Source organism: Shuttleworthella sp. MSX8B (assembly GCF_000524295.1).
Taxonomy (GTDB): domain Bacteria; phylum Bacillota; class Clostridia; order Lachnospirales; family Lachnospiraceae; genus Shuttleworthia; species Shuttleworthia satelles.
Map to the genome: position 1 here is coordinate 35,507 of NZ_JAQT01000034.1, position 22,319 is coordinate 57,825.

The following is a 22,319-nucleotide window of genomic DNA, read 5'->3' on the forward strand; positions in this document are numbered from 1 at the left end:
TGTCCGGTCAAAGACAGCTTCAGCCGCCGTACTGATTATAGTGCTTGCCGCCCCAGTAGAGGGTATCGGCAACTTCGGCCTTGGGCCCGAGCTCTACGCCGTCCATGATGTATTCCTTGAACTTCTCGAAGCCGGTGCGGTCAACAATATAGCCGATATGCTCTTTGTGTTCTACCGCATTGGGATCGATATATTCTTCGATGTAGGCGTAAGCGTTCTTAACCATCTTCAGGATGCTCTCTTCATCGCACCACTTGATGAAGTCTTCCGCCAGACGGGGATTCTTCTTGCCGGTGCGGCCCAGGAGAACCAGGCGGAAGTAGCGCTCCTTAGACCTGGTCCAGGCCCGGGTGGGGCAGTAGTGGACGCAGACGCCACAGCCCACACATTTGGCGGTGTCACGGACGATCTTATTGTTGACCATGCTGAGGGCTCCGACGGACCGGCGCTGGCAGTAGTCTACGCATTGACCGCAGGAGACGCAGCGGTCAGAGTCATACTGAGGCTCTGTCATGCCGATGATGCCGAAGTCGGCCAGGCGAACCTTGGCGCAGTCGTTGGAACAGCCGGTGAAGGCGATCTTAACGTGACGGTCATTGGGGAAGATGGTATTCTCCATCTTCTGAGCAAAAGCGGTGGTGTCATAGCAGCCGAAGGGGCAGAGTCTTGCGCCCGGGCAGGCCTCGACATTGCGGGTGCCGGAGGAGGCGTAGCCGGTGTCGGGAATCTCCTGGTTGATATGTAAGGAGTCAATGACCAGCTGGATCTCTTTGTTGACGGCATCCATATCTTCGAACTTGATCCCCGGGATCTCAATTCCCTGGCGGTTGGTGATATCAATGACACCCTTGCCGTACTTTTCCGCGATCTCAACCACACGTCCTAAGGATTTTGAGTCAATGACGCCGCCGGGAATGCGCACACGGGAGGCGGTCTCGCCCCTCACCTTGGAATAGCGGAAGGCGTTCTTCTTCATCTTGCCGACATTTACATCTAATGTTCCCATTTTGCCCTCCTTAATCCATCATATCTTTGGCCTGGCTGTAGTTAAATACGGGGCCATCCAGACAGATGTACTTATCATTGACACGGCAGTGACCGCATTTTCCGAGCCCGCAGCACATCTTGCGCTCGTAGGATACGGTGATCTGATCGTCTTTAAAGCCACGCTTCTGAAGCTCGATAATGGTGAACTTCATCATGGGAGGAGGACCGACGACAACTGCCTTGGCAGTGGGGATATCCTTAAGGGGAAGGTCGGCGATGTACTTTGTGACAAGGCCGATATTACCCTTGTAGCCCTCCGGCGCACCATCAACCGTCAGTGTCAGGTTCAGGGCGTCATCCCAGCGCTGCAAATCATCGCGAAAAAGCATATCGTCAGGGCTTCTGAAACCGGCAATGACAAACTTGTCTTTGGCGTTTTCCATACCGGCCAAAGCGTCTATGACGCCGCGGACAGGGGAGACGCCGGTGCCGCCGGCGACGACGACCGTCTCGCCGTCACGGTAGAGATCGACATCAAAGCCGTTGCCATAGGGACCGCGGAGAAGGAGGTTCTGTCCTGCATAGGACTCGAAGACCTCATTGGTGACCCGGCCGACCCTGCGGATAGTCAGATCCACATAGTTTGAGCCGATTCCAGAGACGGAAATGGGCGCTTCACCGAATTTGGGCACAGAGACCTCGAAGAACTGACCGGGCTTAACCTCGCCGATGAATTCCATGCGGAAGGTATACTCCTTGGCCGTATGCCTGATGACATCAAGAATTTTGGACGGGAAGGGGAGATAAGCGTTCTCAGACATTTACTGTACCTCCTTTCCGAGGTTTTCTACCGCATCGGTGACCTTGTTCAGAATGTTGGAGTAGGAGATATACTCGGGACAGGCATCGTCACAGCGGCCGCAGCCGATGCACATATTCTCTCCAAATCGCTTCTTGTGGTCGGAAATCTTGTGCAGAACGCGGTAGCGCATGCGCTCTCCCTGGCTCTTTCGGTATTCGCCGCCGCCGGCGACATTGGTGAATCCGTCGACCATGCAGGCGGCAGCAACTCTGCGCCGCTCGCCCACTTTTCCATTCTCATGATAGAAAATGTCCTGCATGGTGTAGCAGGTACAGGTGGGGCAGACATAGTTGCAGCGGCCGCAGCCGATGCAGCGGGAGGAGTACTCATCCCAGAGGGCATGTTTTAAGATGGCGCCTGGAACCTGATCAGGAACGCGAACTTCGAAGTCGTTTTTCGTCACATAAGAAGGCTTGATATCCGCGGCCTGTCCGGCGGCAAAGAAGGGGACAAAGCCAGTGTCAGGAACATCGCAGGCGAAGCCGTCGCCGTCCGTCTCTACAGAGAAGACATAGCCGTCCTCGGATCGATTGCTGCCCATGGAAACACAGAAACAGTTCTGATAAGACTTTTTGCAGCCAATCAGAACAAACTTGACCAGGTCGCGGCGGCGCTTGAAGAACCAGTCGGGGGTCCAGCCGTTATTTAAGTACATGTCATCCTGGCGTCTGACGGCATGCAGGTCACAGCTGCGCAGAAAGATTAAGACGGGTTTGTCTGGAATATCCGCGGCCTTGACCTGATCTTCGGTGAAAAAGAGGAGGGTCTCGGAGAGAGGGGTTAGAAACTCCTTAAACGCATAGTCTGATTTCCGTTCCAGTTCGATTTCAGAAGCCTCATTGACAAAGTCATAGCGGACAATATCGGTGTCAGTGAAGCGGCCGGTACCTTTCTTGAGAACGGGAGCATAGATAAGATAGTGCTCTTTGAGAGCGTCGATGGTTTTGGCAAAGCCATCGGCAGTTAGTTGAAAGCCCACCTGTGTCTCCTTTCGTGAACTGGAAAACAGCAGGAGAAGACTCTCAGAGGGAAGTCCTGGAAGACCGCTGTTTTCGCAACTTAATAGATGCCTGTATCTTCACCGCGGTATGCCGGCGCATTTTTATCCTCTTCTCCCATTAAAGAAGATAATTGAGATACAGTCAAAATGTAGCACAGCAAGTATATCCGGACAAATATTTTATGTATGTTTTTAATACAACATTTGAGATTAAAGATCTGGAGATTTTTGAGAAAATGGGACTGGGCAGGAGAAGGGGAAGCGGTTAGAATAGATTGAGTTTAAAAAATGTGGGAGAAGAGGTAGACATGGCCTGGTATCAGAGGGACCGCGCAGAGACAGAGCGCCTGCTTGAGAGCAGCTCTAAGGGACTGAGTAAGGAAGAGGCGGCAAAGCGACTGAGTGAGTACGGCCCGAATGCCCTTGCAGAAGCGGAAAAGAAGTCTGCTTTGCGGATCTTTCTGGAACAGTTTGCGGATTTGATGGTTCTTATTTTGATTGTTGCGGCACTGGTTTCCGCTTTTACAGGGGACGTCGAGTCCATGCTGGTCATCGTCTCTGTCCTGGTTCTGAATGCGGTTTTGGGGACCATCCAGCATGTTAAGGCGGAGAAGTCTCTGGAGTCTCTCAAATCTCTGTCTTCTCCAAAGGCCAAGGTCATTCGCGGCGGAGTGAAGATGGAGATTGATTCGACTCAGCTGGTTCCGGGTGATATGGTTTCCTATGAGGCCGGAGACATGGTGGTTGCGGACGGCCGTATCCTGGAGAACTTCTCTCTTCAGGTCAATGAGTCCTCTCTGACCGGCGAATCTGTCAATGTCGATAAGTCCGATGCTGTAATCAAGGAAGAACTTGCCCTGGCGGACCGGATCAATATGGTCTATTCGGGCAGCCTGGTTACTTACGGCCGTGCCAATGTCATGGTGACTGCGACAGGTATGGAGACGGAGATCGGCAAGATCGCCGGACTTATGAATGATACCAAAGAGAAGAAGACGCCTCTGCAGGCAACCCTGGATGATTTCTCAGGGAAACTGGCTGCTGCAATTATGGTTATTTCAATTCTGGTCTTTGGACTATGCATGTGGCGGGGCATGGCCCTGATGAATTCTCTTCTCTTCGCCGTAGCCCTCGCGGTCGCGGCGATTCCGGAGGCCCTGTCTTCGATCGTTACTATCGTTCAGGCTATGGGCACACAGAAGATGGCCAAAGAACAGGCGATCATCAAGAATCTGGCAGCGGTGGAATCGCTTGGCTGTGTCTCCGTCATCTGTTCTGATAAGACTGGTACCCTGACGCAGAATAAAATGACTGTGCAGGAGATCTATGTGGGAGATCGGATCTGCCGGGACAGAGAACTTGACGTCAGCAAGCAGCTCCATCGTTATCTGCTCTACGCGGCTGTTCTGGCCAATGATTCCGCGATTGTCGACGGGGAGGGAATCGGAGATCCGACGGAGTATTCGCTCCTGTCTATGTATCGCAATATTCAGGGCCTGGATTTGGACGGGGATAAACTGGCTCTGTCGGATCATCTCCTCCGCTCTATGGCGGCCCGTCTGGAGGAGATTCCTTTCGATTCCGACCGCAAGCTCATGTCTTCCAAGCATCTGATCCATGGGAGACAGACGGTCTTTACCAAGGGAGCGGTTGATGTTCTCCTGGATCGCTGCGTCTTTATCCGTCTGGAGGACGGGATTTATCCCATGACAGAGGAGGTTCGGGGAAAGATTCTGGCGCAGAATGAAGCTTTCTCTGCACAGGGTCTGCGCGTCCTGGCCTTCGCCTACAAGGAGAGCGAGGAGAAGCTGTCCCGGGAGAATGAGCGGGATTTCATCTTCCTGGGTCTGATCTCCCAGATGGATCCGCCCCGTGAGGAGTCTATGGAGGCGGTTGCCCGGGCGAAGGCGGCCGGAATTCGCACCGTTATGATCACCGGTGACCACAAGGTCACGGCGACCGCCATCGCCAGAGCAATCGGGATTTTTGCCGAGGAAGATGAAGCTCTGACAGGGCAGGAGCTGGATGCCCTGTCCGATGCAGAACTGGACATGGAGATCGAGCGGATTTCTGTTTATGCCCGTGTCTCCCCGGAGAATAAGATTCGTATCGTAGATGCCTGGCAGAGAAAGGGCAAGATTGTCTCCATGACCGGTGATGGAGTGAACGATGCGCCTGCGCTTAAGAAGGCGGATATCGGTGTGGCCATGGGAATCACCGGAACCGAAGTCTCCAAGGATGCGGCATCCATGATTCTGGCGGATGACAATTTCGCCACGATTATTAAGGCGGTGGCAAATGGCCGCACGGTTTATAACAACATCCGCAATGCCGTCCTCTATCTGCTCTCCGGTAATTTGTCCGCCATCATTGCGGTTCTCTACACCTCTTTGCTGGCCCTGCCCATTCCCTTTGCAGCGGTGCAGCTGCTCTTTATCAATCTGGTGACAGATTCTCTGCCCGCCCTGGCCATCGGAATGGAACCGTCCGACCCGGATGTTCTGAGAAGAAAGCCGCGTGATCCGAAACAGGGGATTCTCACGCGGGATTTTGTGCGGCTTCTGATTGGTCAGGGGGGATTGATTGCGGTCTGTGTCATTGCCTCCTATTGGCTGGGATTGACCGGATCCTCCGCAGAGAATGCCGCAGCCGCCTCCACCATGGCATTTGCGACTCTGACTTTGGCCAGACTTCTGCATGGATTCAATTGCCGAAGCCGTCACAGCCTGCTTCAGATCGGTTTTGCCGGAAATTGGTACAGCCTGGGGGCATTTGTCCTCGGATTCACTCTGGTTCTTATGGTTCTCTTTCTGGCGCCGGTCATGCGCCTGTTCTCGGTCGTGGCTTTGCGTCAGAACCAGTATCTGGAAATTCTTGGCCTGGCCCTTCTGCCCACCCTTGTGATCCAGCTGGTCAAGCTGATCAGGGACAGAAGAGAATAGGTGAATCTAATGAGAAATACAGCCTTAGCTCTGCTTGGATTGCCGCAGGGATAAGGCTGTATGAGGGGAGAGTATTCTATCTTTGCAAATCGGATGGCGCCAGGAAAAATCTGCCCTTTTGGTACAGGAGAGGGAGCAGGACGGGATGCTCTTTCCGGAGGGTATTTGGATAGTGCAGGGCCAAATGCCTGACCGATGAAGGCAGTTTCGCTTCTGGTTCCATAGAGGTAGTAATGGCCGTTCAGGGGGAGAATATAGGGGTCGCGGATATTGATATCACAGAGTCTCATGACTGATTCTCCTGGTCCGACCGGTTCAAGGCCTCAATGATGGTCTCAAAGAGAGGGCGGGCCTCCGGGGCACTGCCAAGCATATCCGTGACGGACATCTGATAGGCAAACTGAATCATGGGACCGTCGAGCATGCCGGGAGCCATCTGCTCAAAGAGCTCTTTTGCCAGGGGATGGGCCAGAAGTTCTGCCAAAGTGCTGTCTGAGCTGTATCTGGGGATGGACAGATCCGTCTTTGTCTCGTATTCATAGTCGTAGACACCGGAGCCGACCTTGAGAATCTCTTCTTTCTCCGGGAGATGAATTTGCGCATGTGTATTGGGAGGAACTTCCACGTGCAGGCGGATTTTTCCCAGCTTGCAGCTGTTCTCAATCACAATCGGACCATAGACAGAATCAAAGTGAAGAGAAGTCTCTTCCAGTCCTTTTGTCAGCATGGGACGAACCAGAAACGACTTGTAGCCGGGCTCAATCTGTGAGAGACCGGCGACCTTTCGGTAGAGCCAGTCACCAATGGAACCATAGGCATAGTGATTGAGAGAATTCATCCCGGACTCGTCGAAACTCCCGTCGGGGTGGATGGAATTCCATCTCTCCCAGATGGTGGTCGCCCCCATATTGACGGCATAGAGCCAGGAGGGGTAGTCCTCTTTGAGAAAGAGGGAGACAGCCGTGTCATGGGCTCCGTTTTCGGAGAGGGCATGACAGAGGTAGGGGGTTCCGACAAAGCCGGTGGACAGATGGTTTTTGTGGCGCTCAATATTGGAGATCAGGGTCCTGAGAACGCGATCCCTGTCCTGACTGCGCGCCAGATTGAAATAGAGGGATAGAACAGCTGCGGTCTGCGTCTCACTCACAATACGACCGGTATTGCTGTAATACTCATCCTGAAAGGCAAGCAGAGTCTTCTGATAGAGCTTCCGGTACTTGGCGCCGGCATCCCTGTGACCGAGGATATCGGCAGTCTGTATCGTCAGGTCTGTGACATACAGGAAATAGGCGTTGGCAATGAAGTAGGGATCCGTTGCGCCGGTGCGGTCAGCGCTTTCTTCCTTGTCCAGAGCCAGCCAGTCGCCGTATTGGAAGCCGGTCTGCCAGAGTCCCCTGTCATTGCAGTGATTGGAAATGTAATCGACCCATTCGTGCATGCAGGTCCAGTTCTCTTTCAGGATACCCTCATCCCCATAGATCTGATAGACGACCCAGGGGAGGATGACAGCTACATCGCTCCAGGCGGAAGCGCTGTAGGACTGGAGAATGTCGGGAACGACATGGGGGACCCCCTTCTCAAGGGAAGATTCAGAAGCGACATCCCGCATCCACTTAGAGTAGAAGAGGGCGGTATTTCGGTTAAATGAGGCTGTCCAGGAGAAGACCTGAGCATCCCCGGTCCAGCCCAGACGCTCATCGCGCTGGGGGCAGTCCGTCGGGATATCCAGGAAATTATCTCTCTGGCTCCAGCTGATATTCTGCTGCAGCTGATTCACCTTCGGAGCGGAGCAGCGGAAGTCACCGGTCTTTTCCAGGTCGGTGTGGGTCACACAGGCTATAAATTGATCCGGTTCAAAGTGATCAAGCCCCTCAACACAGATATAACGGAAGCCGTGGAAGGTAAAATGCGGGCGTAAGACCTGCTCCTGTCCATTGCAGATGAAGGTGTCGATTGATTTGGCCTGCCGCAGGGTATCCGGGTAGAAGTTGCCATCCTTATCGAGAACTTCGGCATGGCGCAGACGGATGACCTGTCCCCGGGAGGCTTTGACATGTAATTCGACGACACCTGTGACAATTTGACCAAAGTCAATGAGGGACTCAGCTCTGGGCGTGGTGATTTTTCGGATGCCGACAATGCGTTCCGTGATCCGAACAGGCTCATCTTCCTGCGCGGTGAGAACAGAAGAGTCGAAGTTCTTAGTACTTATGCTGCCCTCGAGAATTTCGGGAGAATCCGTATCGATGGTCTCTCCCATATATATTTCACTGCAGCGGATCTGGCCTGTTCGAACGGTCCAGTTTTCATCTGTCGCAATGACCTCTTTGTCCCCGTTCTCGTACTGCAGGTGAAGCTCCGCAAAAAGTCCAAGCTGATCGCCATACTGGTTGGGCTGGCAGTAAAAACCGAGAATTCCCTTATACCAGCCATTGGCAACGGTGACCTGGATTTGATTGGTATCCCCAAGGAGATTCGTTACATCGTAGATCTGGTACTGCAGTCTCTTTCGGTAATTGGTCCAGCCGGGCGCCATACGGCAGTCGCTGACGGCAGAACCATTGATCGCGGCTTCATAGACTCCATGCGCTGTGATGTAGAGGCGGGCGCGGCTGACCCTTTGCCTTAGAGAGAAGGAATGGGAGAAAACAGGGCATGCTTCCTGTGGAGAGGGAAAGTCAGGACAGATCATTTTGGCGACAAAATGGTGAGCGTCAAAGATGCCTGTCTCAAAGCTCCCCTCGATGGAAGCCTCTTTGCCGTGATTGTCTGATACGAAGACCTGTATCCGATAGATGGTCTCTTCCTCAAGCGGATCCCCCTCATAGGGAACAAGGATGGATTGATCCGACTGGACAGGGCCGCTGTTCCAGGTCTCTCGGCCTCTCTGATCTGTCACAAGAATCCGATAGGAGGTCTGGACGGTGTCATTTTCGTCCGATGCGATTTTCCAGGAAAAACGCGGATGCTTTGTCGCCAGTCCAAGTGGATTCTCCCGATATTCCGTTCGAAAGTCAAATAAACGCATGATTCGCCTCCGTATGGTGTGACTTTTTGCTTTTGACAGAAGTATAGACGAATTCGACCTGATTTTATTTCGTTTATGGAGACTTAAATGTAAAAACAGGTATTTGTAGTATCTTTGCTATAATGGTCGGGTAAAAGCAATGATCATTTGCAGGAAAACAAGGAGGAGAAGATGGCGCTGTTATTCATAGAGTATCCGAAGTGCAGTACCTGTCAGAAGGCGAAAAGGTGGCTGGACAGCAGAGCAATTGCATATGAGGATCGTCATATTGTAGAGGAAAATCCCACGGAAGAGGAGCTGACCGCCTGGATACAGAAGTCTGGTATGCCGATCAAGAAGTTCTGGAATACTTCTGGGCAGCTCTATCGGCAGATGGAATTGTCCAGGAAATTGCCGGAAATGAGTCTGGAAGATCAGATCAAGCTGCTTTCGACCAATGGGATGCTCTGTAAGCGCCCCATTCTGGTAGGAGAAGACTTCGTTTTGACCGGCTTTCGCGAGAAGGAATGGGAAGAGAGAATCAGCCGTTGATAACGCTGTAAAACGATTCTTAAGTGGGGGTAACATATTATAATAGAGACAGGAGGTCTCTTGCTCAAGCAGCTTGACAAACAGCGGGATGCACGCTCTTTGTGTCCTGCAGCCATAATGACAGGGGCACTTTTACAGATTATCTATTACAATAAAAAATCGACCGTCGTATTCTTAGAATAAGAATGTTTTGCGAATATGACGGTCGATTTTTTAATTTAGAACAAGAGAAGGACCATAAGCCAGGCGCTGATGATCCTCTTTGTATGCAGAATTACTTCTTAAACCCGCTTCTCTTTCTCTGTAGAGGATCCAGGATCTTCTTGCGGATGCGCAGAGACTTGGGAGTGACTTCTAAAAGCTCATCCGTGTCGATGAAATCGATGGCCTGCTCAAGAGACATGATCTTGGGAGGGGTCAGGGTCAGGGCCTCGTCAGCGGAAGAGGACCGGGTATTGGTCAGGTGCTTTTTCTTGCAGACATTGAGCTCAATGTCTTCAGACCGGGAAGACTGGCCGATGACCATGCCGGAGTATACTTTCTCGCCGGCGCCGATGAAGAGGGTGCCTCTGTCCTGGGCAGCGAAGAGGCCGTAAGTGACAGAGATGCCGGTCTCGAAAGAGATGAGGGAGCCGGTGGCCCGGTACTCAATATCCCCCTTGTAGGGCTCGTATCCGGCAAACTCAGTGTTCAAGATGCCGTTGCCCTTGGTGTCAGTCATGAAGTCTCCCCGATAGCCGATCAGACCCCTGGAAGGAATCTTGAACTCCAGACGGGTGTAACCGCCCTGGATGGGATTCATGCCGCGGAGTTCTCCCTTTCTGGCGGACAGCTTCTGGATCACCGCGCCCTGGAATTCGTCGGGGACGTCAATATAGGCGATTTCCATGGGCTCTAATTTCTTGCCCTTTTCGTCCTTCTTATAGAGAACCTCTGCCTTGGAGACGGCGAACTCGAAGCCCTCACGGCGCATCTCCTCAATCAGGACAGACAGGTGCAGCTCACCGCGGCCGGATACCTTGAAGGTGTCGGGGGAATCCGTATCCTCCACGCGAAGGGAGACATCGGTGTTGAGCTCGCGCATGAGACGGTCCCGGATGTGGCGGGAGGTGACATACTTGCCCTCCTGTCCGGCCAAAGGAGAGTCATTGACAATGAAGTTCATGGCGATGGTGGGATCAGAAATTTTCTGGAAAGGAATGGCCTCAGGTTCGCCGTTTGTGCCGCAGATGGTGTCGCCGATGTGCAGGTCGGCGATTCCGGAAATAGCCACGATGGAGCCGATTTTTGCCTCCTCTACCTCGACGCGGTTGAGACCGTCGAACTCGAAGAGCTTGGTAATGCGGACATTTTGTCTGGCATCGGGATTGTGATGGTTGACGACAACGGCGGACTGATTGAGCTTGAGAGAGCCATTGGAGATTTTGCCGACGCCGATGCGGCCGACGAACTCGTTGTAATCAATCGTAGATACCAGCATCTGTGTGTTGGCGTCGGGATCACCGGTTGGGGCGGGAATCTTGTCAATGATTGCGTCAAAGAGGGGAGTCATATCCCTCTTCTCATCGTCAAGATCCGCGATGGCATAGCCCTCACGGGCAGAGGCGAAGAGGAAGGGGGCGTCCAGCTGATCTTCGGAGGCGTCCAGATCCATGAGAAGCTCCAGGACCTCGTCTTCGACCTCCAGAGGTCTGGCGTCGGGACGATCCAGCTTGTTGACAACCACAACGATGGGAAGGCTCAGGGCCAGAGCCTTGCGCAGGACGAACTTGGTCTGGGGCATGACGCCCTCGAAGGCGTCAACCAGGAGAATGACGCCGTCGACCATTTTCAGGACACGCTCCACCTCGCCGCCGAAATCGGCATGGCCCGGAGTATCGATGATGTTGATCTTGGTATTTTTATAGGTAACGGCGGTATTCTTGGACAGAATGGTAATGCCGCGCTCACGCTCAATATCATTGGAGTCCATGACGCGTTCCTGAACCTCCTGATTTTCTCGGAAGATGCCGGACTGCTTTAAGAGCTCATCAACCAGGGTGGTTTTCCCATGATCGACATGGGCGATGATGGCTACGTTTCGGATGTCGTCTCTGGACTCAATCATTGTGACCTCTTTCTCTGCAGGGCAGATATATAATCGAAGATCGATTTACAGATATGCCGGAAAGTCAAATTCGTATCTCGGAGCAAGAATCCGCATCCGGGAATCAGTCCTTCGCGGGAAATGACTTTCAGCAGGGATCATATAGGAAAGACTCCTGTAAAATCGACCTTCCTATATTAGCACAATCCTGTGAAACTTCAAGAAATGGTATCTGAGACACAGGAAGAGTGACTGAGATCAGTGGAAGGAAAATTTAACTTAGACCGGAGGAGAGAAGATTCTTGTTTTCTTCTTTTCGCTGTGTCTGCGTTTTCAGACAAAGAAAAACAGCAACCCGATTGATTTGCTGTTTCTCAAATTAGGATATTGAATTGGGAAAATAGGGAGTTACAAATTATGATCTAACCATGCTTTGAGTTCGTCAAAACTGTAATCTCCCTTTAATGCGATGCCGTCTTTGATAATAGAATGTTCGCATTCCCTTTTATAATCTTCAATCATTCTTCCAAAACCGCCTCCGCCATGTGTACAAAAGGGAATAATTGTCTTGCCGTCTAAATCAACCGTTCTTAAAAAGGACCGAACGGGTGGCGCAAATGTTTTAAGCCAATTAGGAGAACCTACAAAAATCACCTCCGCATTCCCAATCGCTTCTGCTCCCCGCATAAGAGGAGGACAATATCCCTTTTCAATTTCTTCTCTCACTTCTTTTACAGCTGTATTATATGAGAAGGAGTAAGGCTGTTGCGGTTGTAATTCTCTCAAATCTCCATCCGTAATCAATGCAATATCTTCTGCTAATCTTCTGGTGATTCCTGAATAGGAATAATATACAATGATGGGTTTCAATAAAATTACCTCTTTACCAATTCAAATTTCACTTTCATAATTTAAAGTATCATATCATACTTTATTTAAAGCATCATACCATACCGCCCTGTTTTACAGGTTTAAGCCCTGTTTCTTTATCTGTGCTACAGGTTGACTGAAATCAATTGGGGGACAAGTCGCCAGGGACGGTCATGACCGGTTTTGAGAAGAGGCGGTTGCGGTCAATTGATTCTCACGGGATCTCTGTGATAAAATTTATACAAATTCTTTGCAAATACCTGTTGCCGTTGTGTGACTCTCGAAGGAGCAAAGCAGCGCGAAGATTAATACAGTATACGGTGTGATACATTTGACAGGAGAGAATATGCAGGAAGGGAAAATAACCGTCTATTACGGAGAGGGTTACGGCAAGACTTCTGCCGCCATCGGCAATGCCATCAAGGTGGCCTCTGCAGGCGGCAGTGCGACAATGATCCAATTTCTCAAGGGTCAGCTGAGCGCGGATTTCTTCAGCCGTCTGGAGCCGGAGATCAAGGTCTTTCGCTTTGAGCAGAATATTGAGGGCTACGATGACCTGACCAGCCAGGAACAGGAAGAGGAGAAGAAGAACTATGAAAATGCCCTCATGTTCGCCAAGAAGGTTCTGACGGTGGACGAGTGTGATTTGCTGGTTCTGGATGAGGTGCTCGGCATCGTGGAGAGAGGGCTGGTTCCGGCAGAAGCTCTGGTAGAAGTCCTTTCTGCCAAGTCTCCACTGGCCTCTGTCATTATGACAGGGGATTGTCTTCCGGAAGAGATACGACAGATCGCAGATACGGTCTATGATATTGTGCCGGAGAAGCTGCCCGGATGAATCTGAGTCAGTGAGCATTTCCCGGATCCCGGGGGCCTGTGGAATAGCTATGATTTTTTAATGAAGAAATTCCCGTCACCGGATTTCGGGATCTTGTGGAGTGGTCGCCCTATCTTTTGGCGGTTGACATGATCTGGTATCAGAGGGTATATTTCTAGTGTCGAGTCAATCCTCGGCCAACAACTGAATTCTGTCGAAGAATCGACAGCACAAGGTAGAGGTTGCACAGATTATGAGTAACCGGGCGGATGCGGCAGACGCAGATGAAGCCCGGCAAAAGGAATTTGTGCCGAAGGGGTCATTGCTGCGGATGATTCCCTGGGTGCAGCTTGAAGAAGGCTGTAACTGTCATCTGATAAGATGGGGCGCTATCAGTGATCATTATGAGAGTGATGACCGGCTGTGCCCCAGCCGGTCTTATTTTTTCATAACAGGGGGATTCGCGGAACGTGTATTCTATTGTTTTTCATGACATGGGGATTTCATGGATCGTGTCCTCAGCTGTTTATGAATGAAGAATGCCTGTATAGAGGGTATTCTATGGTCAAGTCTCGTCCGGCAGTGACCGGAGCGGGAGGAAAGGAGGGCATATGCCTGTTTTTACCGGAAGCGGAGTCGCTGTTATTACTCCTATGAATGAGGATCAGACGGTCAATTATTCCAAGCTGGAAGAGCTGATCAACTATCACATTGACCATGGGACAGACGCAATTATCATTACAGGGACGACGGGAGAGAGTCCCACGCTCTCCGAGGAGGAGCACAAGGATGTGATCAGGGCCGCGGTTGACTTCACCGCGGGCAGAATCCCCGTTGTCGCGGGTACCGGTTCCAACTCTACCCTGACGGCCATCCAGTTGACCCAGGCAGCAGAAAAGGCAGGCGCTGATGCCGCCCTCGTTGTCACGCCCTATTACAATAAGGCGACTCAGAAGGGACTGATTGAGCACTACGAGGCAATCGCCGATGCTACGAAGCTTCCCATCATCGTCTACAATGTGCCCAGCCGTACCGGGACCAATGTTCTGCCCCAGACCATGGCCAGGCTCTTTCATGACAGGGAGAATATTGTCGGCTTAAAGGAGGCAACCGGAAACATGTCCCAGGCTTCTGAGACGATGCGTCTGTGTGATGGCAAGCTGGAACTCTACTCCGGGGAGGATGGATTGGTTGTTCCCCTGCTCTCCATCGGTGGACTCGGCGTCATTTCCGTCATTGCCAACATTGCTCCTCAGCACACCCACGATATGGTGCAGGCATTTTTCGACGGGGATGTGAAGAGGGCGGCCAGGATGCAGCTGGAGTCTTTGGATATGGTGAATTCTCTCTTCTGCGAAGTTAATCCCATCCCGGTCAAGACAGCCATGAATATGCTGGGCGCCGACTGCGGTCCCCTGCGGGCTCCCATGTGTCAGATGGAGCCGGAGAACGCGGCCCGTCTGAAGGCTTCCCTGGATGCCTTCGAGGCATATATTGATCTGTGAGAGGAGGAAAATCGCATGGTGAAGGTAATACTGCATGGTTCTAACGGCCATATGGGAAGGATCATCGACAGCTTGATTGCGGAGGATCCTGAGATCGAGATTGTGGCTGGTGTGGACCGAGTCTCCGGGGCTGTGAATCCCTATCCGGTTTTTTCATCCATTGAGAATTGCGAGGTCCAGGCGGATGTGATCATTGATTTTGCAAATGCCTCAGCGGAGGATGCCCTGCTTGATTACTGCGTGACAAAGCGAATTCCTCTGGTTCTCTGCACCACCGGTCTGTCCGAGGCACAGCTGGATCATGTGCGGGAGGCCGAAAAGCATGTGGCCGTATTAAAGTCCGCTAATATGTCGCTGGGAATCAACACTCTGATCGATCTGCTTCACCGGGCTTCTGACGTCTTCTGCAAGGCCGGTTTTGATGTGGAGATTGTGGAGAAGCATCACAGGAGAAAGCTGGACGCTCCGTCCGGTACGGCTATCGCCCTGGCGGACGCGGTCAATGAATCGCAGGGCAATGTCTATCACTATGTCTATGACAGGAGCCAGCGCCGTCAGGCGAGAGATGACAAAGAGATCGGCATCTCCGCCGTTCGCGGCGGCAGTATTGTCGGAGAGCACGAAGTCATTTTCGCCGGGATGGATGAGCTGATCACCTTCCGTCACACGGCGTATTCCAGGGCCGTCTTCGGCAAGGGCGCGATTGAGGCGGCGAAGTTCCTGGCTGGCAAGGGGGCAGGCCACTATGATATGGCGGATGTGATCGCGGCTGACTGAGCGCAAATACCAAATTGGCCTGCGGTCAGAGAAAGAAAGCCGGCCAGGCCCTAGAAGAGTAATTCTCTCACATCATCCGCCCGATAGACGACCCGGTCATTCGCGGAGGAATCTGTCTCTAGCAGGTAGAGGGCATGGGCGACCAGGTGTTCGGCGGCCTGCTCCAGGTCGCGGACGCCGGAGACATTGGAATAGCGGTCGATGATGGCCTCGATGGCATCCTCTGTGAAGACCACCTCGGATTTGGACAGACCCATGCGATCCATTGTCTTGCGCAGGGAGTAGTCGCGGAAGATGATTTTCTTCTCGGCGGGGCTGTAGTCCGGAATATCGATCTGGGCAAATCGGGTCAGAAGCGGAGCGGAGATGAGCTCGCGGTCATTTGCCGTGGCGATGGGGTAGACGCCGGAGGTCGGAATCATGCACTCCATGTAATTGTCGGTGAATCCGATGTTGTCTAACAGAGTTAAAAGAGCGTCCGCGGGGTTGCCGCTGCTCGCGTTGATTCCGGCCTTGTCCAGCTCGTTGATGATGAAGACCAGATTGGAGGAGCCCGCCTGTTGGAAGGCCTCCATGATCTTGCCCGGCTTGGCGTTGGTGTAGACACGGGGGGATCCGGTCAGAGCCTCCGTGTCCCGGATGGCGCTCATGTCCAGGGAGGTCCAGGGCAGCTTTAAGATGCGGGCCACGGCATAGGCAACCCGGGATTTGCCCGTGCCCGCGGGGCCGATTAAGAGAAGACCATAGGCAGGAAGCGTGTGGGTGCGGTTGATCTGGATGATGGTCTCTACGATACGCTGCTTGACTTGCTCCATCCCGTAGAGCTCTTCATCCAGAATCTGCCTGGCCTCTGCCGGGTCAATAGGGGGAAAATAACTTCCCTGCCACTGGATATTGAGCATAATGGAGAGAGCGCGCTGGGCGTGCTTCTGCTCCTCCGCGCTGACAGATTCGGACTTGACCATGGCGATCTGGCGGCGGGCCCAGTTTAAGATATTGGAGGGCAGGGCGTCCTGAGCGCAGTTAATATAGTCGGTCATAGCCGGCATGTCGGTCATCAGCATGGTCTGATCGGACAGATCCATCTCTTCTGCGGTTTCCTTAGGCAGGGCCTCCTTTGGATTGGAGGCCAGCATGCGGCGGATGACCAGCTGGAGGAAGTCGTTGTTGGCGGTCTGCAGGATGCTGTTGGCATTGAGGTCGACAGCGGTGATCTTGTAGACGGCATAGCCGCTGACATGGGCCATCCCGTGCCGGTCACGCAAAGGGGGCTCTTGGGAGGCTGTGAAGTGGCGGCCGGACAGCCTGACAGCGATATGACCTGTCCCCAGCCAAAAGAGCAGGTTGACGAAGCGCCGGTCTAACTGCAGGATTTTGACAGAACAGGCGGATCCCTCGTAGACCATCTCAAATGCCGTCTGGCGGGATGGGTCTGTGAAGGCCCCCACCTGGTGATGGGGAATGCGCTTCATGGGGTCGGACAGGATCATGATGGGATGTCTCTCGTCCGCCTGGCGGTTGGTCTGATAGAGAAGCTGATAAGAGACTTCCCCCTTTGAGCCGGCTGACTCGGGAATCTGCGGAATCGTCGGATCGGGGGATGCCGATGCATGACTGCCGGCTTCCTCTGGCTGTGTCCTGTTCTCGGTTGGAACTGCTTTGGCCCCGGTCAGAGCCGCTCCGGCCTTTTTGTCCTTGCCCGCGGCGCTGGAAGCCTGTATGCTCTGGGTCAGTGCCTCCAGAAGGTCATCCGCCTTATCGTTGACAGAACGGAGAGCCTCCTTGCCCGCACCGACGATATCGGAAGTCTTGTCGACCAGGCCCTTCTTGAAGTCATTTACCAGTTCACCGGCTTCTTCGGTGTCCTCAATGGAGGGCCTGTCATAGCCTCCGTTGAGCCAGTGGGCGATGGAAGAATGGGTCGGCTTATGCCCTCTGGCGCCGGCCTCCCAGGTCCGGTCAAGGACCTTAAGCTCCTTCTCCTGGTCGCTGCTGATTCCGTCGGCCGGGACAATGACGCCCAGCCCCTTATAGGTGCTTAAGACCGAGTCGATCTCCGCGTCGGTTACAGATCCTCGGTCTCCAACAATATCATCCCAGAAAGAGCGGATTTCATCCTTGCCGTCATCATCCAGGAAGTCGCTGAAGCGCAGACCGTCCCGTTCCAGTATCATATCGAAGAGATTGCTCATAGCTGTCCTCCAAATCTGCCTCCCATCATAGCAGATTGTGTACTTGATTTTGTACCTGAAAAGTTATTTAAGACTAACATTTTTGCACGCCCTGTTCTATAATGATTTTAGGTTAGGGATTGCTAACAATAAAGGACCAGGCTTTTCTGATCCGACGAGCGGAGAAGAGCAGAGGGTCCTGTCAGAAAGCATCCCGATCGGACAATCAGTGTCTACAGAATGGAGGAAGTATCATGAGTAAGGTTGCAGTTGTTTATTGGTCCGGAACAGGGAACACAGAGGCAATGGCGCAGGCGGTTTCCGATGGGGTACAGAAGGCCGGAGGGCAGGCGGAACTTATCGCGGCGGCAGATTTTGGCCCGGCGCAGATCTCCTCTTATGACGCATTCGCTTTTGGCTGTCCTTCCATGGGCGCGGAAGTACTGGAGGAGACGGAATTCCAGCCCATGTGGGATGAGGTCAAGGGAGCGCTTGGCGCCAAGAAGGCCGCTCTCTTCGGCTCCTGGGGCTGGGGCGGCGGCGTCTGGATGGACGACTGGAGGGCCGATGCCGAGAGCGCCGGTATTTCTTTGGCCTGCGATCCTGTCATCTGCAACGACGCTCCGGATGATGAGGCTCTGGCCGCCTGTCAGGCACTTGGAGCGGCTCTGGTATAAGGCGATTTTAAGATGGCCTTTTTTAGGCCGGAGAACCAGGGAATACAAAATGCGTGAAAATCCTCACAGGGCTTTTGATACAGGCTCTGTGAGGCTTTTTTGCGTCAGGAAAAGTATGCTAAAATAATAGATTCCAAGAGGGCCGAGAAAGAGTTGAGGTGCGCGATGACGGCAAATTGGCAGGAGTATTTCTCAAAAGACGCGTTGGAAGAGGGCAGAGTTCTATATGGCAAGAAGGCGGTCAAGGGTTTTGCATCTACCAAAGACAGCTGTATGGCCAGGGTCCTGGGAGATCGCGTCTATGATGTCTCAATCCGGAGATTTCTAGAGGGAATGCTTTCTATGGGCTGTAATTGCGCCAGAGCACAGGCGGGTGAAAATTGCGCCCATATGGCGGCTGTTCTTTTCCTCTGGCAGGAGAGGCAGGGCGATTCCCCCGATGCGGATCAGATTCCGGCGCTTGTGGAGATGGAGGACGCGCAGGGAAAGGATGAGACCTTCTTTCACCTTCGCAAAATGACAGCCGATCTCAAGGTGTCTCCGGAAGTAAAGCGCCAGGCCAATGAGATCCTCGAAGAGGGGAGCATGCGGGTCGATTTTTTCAGGATGCATTACGGAAAGGACGGGGAGGTGGATTCGGCGTGGGCGGAGTTTCAGACCCTGTATGAGCCCCGGATAAAAGACCAAAAAAAAGCGGCTGACGCAAGGAGGATGGTCACAGAAGCCCGCAAGGTCTACTTTCGCTTTTCCAGAGATCATTTTCTGGATATGGAGTGCGGCTGCTGTCACAGACATATCTTCAGCTACTGGACTCTGTCCGTCTGCCCCCATGAGATGGCGGCGGTTTATCTGCTTCAGGATTATATCAGGCAGTATAATCCCGGGGATGCCACAGATGAGAAGGGAGACCGCTTTCTGTCTGCTTTTTCCGATTCCGCGGCTGTTCGCAGAGACGAGGGGAGAGAGGCGATCCCAAGGGTCCGCCTGCTTCCGCGCCTGACAGAGGATGAGAGAGGATTTACTCTGTCTTTTCGCATCGGGGTCGGCAGACTCTATGTTGTAAAGAATCTGAAAGACCTGGTAGATCAGTATACATCAGGCGGATCTCTGCCACTGGGGAAAAAGGACGCGCTGCATTTTCATCAGGAGACCTTTACAGAGGCTTCCGCAAGGGTTTATGACTTTATCCGAAGGCAGGTAGAAGCCAACGAAGGTCTGGAGGAACGTCTGCGCAAAGCGTATTCCTACTATAAGACTCCTTCTTTTTGTCTGACGCGTGAAATTCGACTGGAAGGGGAGGCGGCGGACTTCCTCTACGATTATCTGCAGACAGGACAGCCCGCGGAAATAGAGGGCAGGATGCAGGGGCCCAGGTCCAAAAGCCTTCAGGCGGGGAAGCATTTTCCCCAGATTCGCCTGAGGATCGATCCCTTCCTGGATTTAAATCGATTAAATCAGAAGCAGATCAGCCGTCTCTATCTCGCCGCCCTGCCGCCGGAAGAGCAAATATATGCCGAAGACAGCTATCCTGCGTCTGATGATCAGACGGAGATGCGTGAGGAACTGAGGGAGTGGACTCGGCCGGAAGACCTGTATCAGCTGATGAAAGACAAGGGAGAGGTTACCGCGGAGAATGTTCAGGGACTGATTCTGACCGGCAATCTGCCCACGCGAATTCAGGGAAGACAGGCTTCCTATGTGATTTACGAAGGGACAATGGTCCGCTTCGCCGGGGAGGATGAGGAATCTCTGACTCCCCTGATGAACGCGGCAGAGGGGGGATATCTGCGCTTGTGTTTTGGAAAGAAGCATCTAGCGGAGTTCTATTATCGGGTACTTCCCCATTTGGAGGAAAATCCCCGCATCAGCATTCAGGAATCGGCGGATTTTTCGGCCATGGGCATTCTGCCAGAGAAGGCCGAATTCTCCTTTCGCCTGGATATCGAAGGCGGTCTTTTGCTGGCGGACGGCAAGGTCTCATACGGGGGCAGGAGTTTCCCCCTGCTGCCGGCAAAAGAGCGCAGGGAGGCCTATGACAGCGGCAGGGATCAGCAGCAGGAGGAGAGGGCTCTGGCCCTTTTGCAGAGCGAGTTTCCACAATATGAGAGCAGGTGGTCCGCTTTTTATACAGAGGCGACGGACGACGCCGTCTATGAACTTCTCGATTCCGGCCTTGCCCGCCTGGAGCGCTTGGGAAGGGTAGAGGGATCCGAGGCCTTTCGCAAATTGACCATTCGCAGCATGCCGCAGGTGCGAATCGGAGTCTCTGTCAGATCCAGTCTCATGGATCTGGATATTTCTTCGGATGACCTGACGACAGAAGAGCTGCTGGAGCTCCTGGAGGCCTACCGCCGCAAGAAGTCCTATCACAAGCTGAAAAGCGGGTCCTTTGTTCGCCTGGAACAGGAGGATTCCATGCAGATGCTGACTCGGCTCATGGAGGATACAGGCATGGAGCCGGGGGATTTCACGGAGGGAAAGATGCATCTGCCTCTCTACCGCGCCCTCTATATCAATAAGATGCTGGAGGACCACGACGCGGTCGCCGCGGACAGAGACCGCAATTTCCGCGAGTTGATCAAGGAATTCAAGACGGTGGAGGAATCGGATTTCGAAGTGCCCCGGGGCTTGTCAAAGGTCCTTCGCAAGTATCAGACCTACGGCTATAAGTGGATTCGCACCCTGGCGGCCAATCATTTCGGCGGCATTCTGGCCGATGACATGGGTCTGGGCAAGACCCTGCAGATGATCGCGGTGCTGGCGGCGGAGAAAGAGTCGCCCAACAGGGCAAAAGATCCCTCGCTGGTGATCTGCCCGGCCTCTTTGGTCTACAACTGGCAGGAGGAATTCACGCGCTTTGCCCCTGAGCTTGCAGTCGTGCCGGTGACCGGCTTCGCCGGTCAGAGAAGGAAGCTCTTAGATGACTGTAGTCAGGCGGATGTTCTGATTACTTCCTATGATCTGCTCAAGAGGGACATCTCCCTCTATGAGAAGATTGAGTTTGATTTCCAGGTTCTGGATGAGGCGCAGTATATCAAAAACCCCCAGGTGGCCGTCTCCAAGGCGGTCAAGATTATTAAGAGCAGGCACCGCTTCGCGCTGACCGGAACACCGATTGAAAACCGTCTGTCGGAGCTCTGGTCGATCTTTGACTTTCTCATGCCCGGCTTTCTCTACAGCTATGAGGACTTTCGGACAGACTTCGAGCTGCCGATAGCCAGGGAAGAAGATCAGGAAGTGATCGCCAGGCTTCGCCGGATGACGGGACCCTTTATCCTGCGCAGATTAAAGAGGGATGTCCTAAAGGATCTTCCGGCTAAGATCGAGGAGGTTCGCTACGCCCGTCTGGAGGGAGAACAGCGCAGGCTCTACGACGCCCAGGTCGCCAGGATGCGGGCGATGATCGCCGGCGCGGGAGAGGCCTACAATCGAAACAAAATTCAGGTACTGGCGGAGCTGACCAAGATCCGGCAGATCTGCTGTGATCCCTCGATTTTCGTAGAGGGCTACAGGGGGAAATCGGCGAAGCGAAAGGCCTGTCTGGACCTGATTGGCTCGGCCATTGACGGGGGACACAAGATGCTGGTGTTCTCCCAGTTCACCTCTATGCTGGCCCTCTTGGAAGAGGATCTGTCCAGAGCAAAAATCCCCTTCTATAAAATTACGGGGGCGACAGGCAAAGAGGAGCGCCTGCGCCTGGTACATGCCTTCAATGACGACGAGACGCCGGTTTTTCTCATCTCCTTAAAGGCAGGGGGGACCGGGTTAAACCTGACGGGGGCAGACCTGGTCATCCACTATGACCCCTGGTGGAACCTGGCCGCGCAGAACCAGGCGACGGACCGGGCACACAGGATCGGCCAGACAAAGGACGTCTCCGTCTTTCGCCTGATCGCCAAGGGGACGATTGAGGACCATATCCTGGAGATGCAGGAGAAGAAGAAAGATCTGGCGGACGCCATCTTGAGCGGCCAGTCGGAATCCCTTGGACAGCTGTCCAAAGAGGAACTGCTGGAGCTTCTGGGATGATGATCTGCGGGTGAAGAGGGGGATATCTGTCGGATGAAGA

14 protein-coding genes and 1 riboswitch are annotated in these 22,319 nt (G+C 53.2%); of the genes, 7 read left to right on the forward strand and 7 right to left on the reverse strand.

Going from position 1 to position 22,319, the window contains the following annotated elements; translation table 11 throughout:
- Positions 1–19: 19 nt before the first annotated feature.
- The 3 genes from asrC to asrA are packed head-to-tail and all read right to left on the reverse strand — an operon-like array spanning position 20 to position 2,828.
- Complete coding sequence (asrC, locus tag HMPREF1508_RS08890) at positions 20–1,006, reverse strand: sulfite reductase subunit C (protein ID WP_044961285.1); 987 nt, start codon at positions 1,004–1,006, stop codon at positions 20–22.
- 10 nt (positions 1,007–1,016) lie between these two features.
- Positions 1,017–1,808 carry an anaerobic sulfite reductase subunit AsrB gene (gene asrB / locus HMPREF1508_RS08895; RefSeq protein WP_044961287.1) on the reverse strand — a complete coding sequence of 264 codons (792 nt, stop codon included), beginning with the start codon at positions 1,806–1,808 and terminating at the stop codon, positions 1,017–1,019.
- Positions 1,809–2,828: an anaerobic sulfite reductase subunit AsrA gene (gene asrA / locus HMPREF1508_RS08900; RefSeq protein ID WP_006905119.1), complete on the reverse strand. Its 1,020-nt coding sequence runs from the start codon at positions 2,826–2,828 to the stop codon at positions 1,809–1,811.
- 329 nt (positions 2,829–3,157) lie between these two features.
- On the opposite strand from asrA, the gene HMPREF1508_RS08905 reads away from it, so the two are divergent.
- A complete protein-coding gene (locus HMPREF1508_RS08905; RefSeq protein ID WP_044961289.1) occupies positions 3,158–5,791 on the forward strand; it encodes a cation-translocating P-type ATPase in 2,634 nt (877 codons plus the stop codon).
- 286 nt (positions 5,792–6,077) lie between these two features.
- Here HMPREF1508_RS08905 and HMPREF1508_RS08910 read toward each other — a convergent pair whose 3' ends face one another.
- On the reverse strand, positions 6,078–8,819 hold the full coding sequence (locus HMPREF1508_RS08910) for an alpha-L-rhamnosidase (RefSeq protein ID WP_044961291.1): 2,742 nt from the start codon (positions 8,817–8,819) through the stop codon (positions 6,078–6,080).
- 171 nt (positions 8,820–8,990) lie between these two features.
- On the opposite strand from HMPREF1508_RS08910, the gene HMPREF1508_RS08915 reads away from it, so the two are divergent.
- Positions 8,991–9,350, forward strand: a complete 360-nt coding sequence (locus tag HMPREF1508_RS08915) for an arsenate reductase family protein (protein WP_044961293.1) — start codon at positions 8,991–8,993, stop codon at positions 9,348–9,350.
- 274 nt (positions 9,351–9,624) lie between these two features.
- Here HMPREF1508_RS08915 and typA read toward each other — a convergent pair whose 3' ends face one another.
- Positions 9,625–11,457, reverse strand: a complete 1,833-nt coding sequence (typA, locus tag HMPREF1508_RS08920) for a translational GTPase TypA (protein ID WP_044961295.1) — start codon at positions 11,455–11,457, stop codon at positions 9,625–9,627.
- A gap of 387 nt (positions 11,458–11,844) precedes the next feature.
- Positions 11,845–12,306 carry a flavodoxin gene (locus HMPREF1508_RS08925; RefSeq protein ID WP_044961297.1) on the reverse strand — a complete coding sequence of 154 codons (462 nt, stop codon included), beginning with the start codon at positions 12,304–12,306 and terminating at the stop codon, positions 11,845–11,847.
- 346 nt (positions 12,307–12,652) lie between these two features.
- On the opposite strand from HMPREF1508_RS08925, the gene HMPREF1508_RS08930 reads away from it, so the two are divergent.
- The 3 genes from HMPREF1508_RS08930 (at position 12,653) to dapB (ending at position 15,402) form a co-directional block, all read left to right on the forward strand.
- The gene (locus tag HMPREF1508_RS08930; RefSeq protein ID WP_006905106.1) at positions 12,653–13,141 is read left to right on the forward strand and encodes a cob(I)yrinic acid a,c-diamide adenosyltransferase; all 489 of its coding nucleotides are present in this window, start codon (positions 12,653–12,655) and stop codon (positions 13,139–13,141) included.
- A 207-nt stretch (positions 13,142–13,348) separates the two neighbouring features.
- Positions 13,349–13,520: riboswitch (Lysine riboswitch) on the forward strand.
- A gap of 211 nt (positions 13,521–13,731) precedes the next feature.
- Positions 13,732–14,625: a 4-hydroxy-tetrahydrodipicolinate synthase gene (dapA, locus tag HMPREF1508_RS08935; protein ID WP_044961299.1), complete on the forward strand. Its 894-nt coding sequence runs from the start codon at positions 13,732–13,734 to the stop codon at positions 14,623–14,625.
- 15 nt (positions 14,626–14,640) lie between these two features.
- The gene (gene dapB, locus HMPREF1508_RS08940) at positions 14,641–15,402 is read left to right on the forward strand and encodes a 4-hydroxy-tetrahydrodipicolinate reductase (RefSeq protein WP_044961301.1); all 762 of its coding nucleotides are present in this window, start codon (positions 14,641–14,643) and stop codon (positions 15,400–15,402) included.
- 50 nt (positions 15,403–15,452) lie between these two features.
- On the opposite strand, the gene HMPREF1508_RS08945 is transcribed toward dapB, so the two are convergent.
- Positions 15,453–16,988, reverse strand: coding sequence for an AAA family ATPase (locus HMPREF1508_RS08945; RefSeq protein WP_044961360.1), 1,536 nt, complete (start codon positions 16,986–16,988; stop codon positions 15,453–15,455).
- Positions 16,989–17,827: 839 nt separating this feature from the next.
- Here HMPREF1508_RS08945 and HMPREF1508_RS08950 point away from each other — a divergent pair.
- Both HMPREF1508_RS08950 and HMPREF1508_RS09750 read left to right on the forward strand, forming a co-directional pair.
- On the forward strand, positions 17,828–18,250 hold the full coding sequence (locus HMPREF1508_RS08950; protein ID WP_044961303.1) for a flavodoxin: 423 nt from the start codon (positions 17,828–17,830) through the stop codon (positions 18,248–18,250).
- Positions 18,251–18,415: 165 nt separating this feature from the next.
- Positions 18,416–22,279 (forward strand): DEAD/DEAH box helicase, encoded by a 3,864-nt coding sequence (locus HMPREF1508_RS09750; protein ID WP_049906957.1) that lies wholly within the window; start codon positions 18,416–18,418, stop codon positions 22,277–22,279.
- The last annotated feature ends 40 nt before the right edge of the window (positions 22,280–22,319 follow it).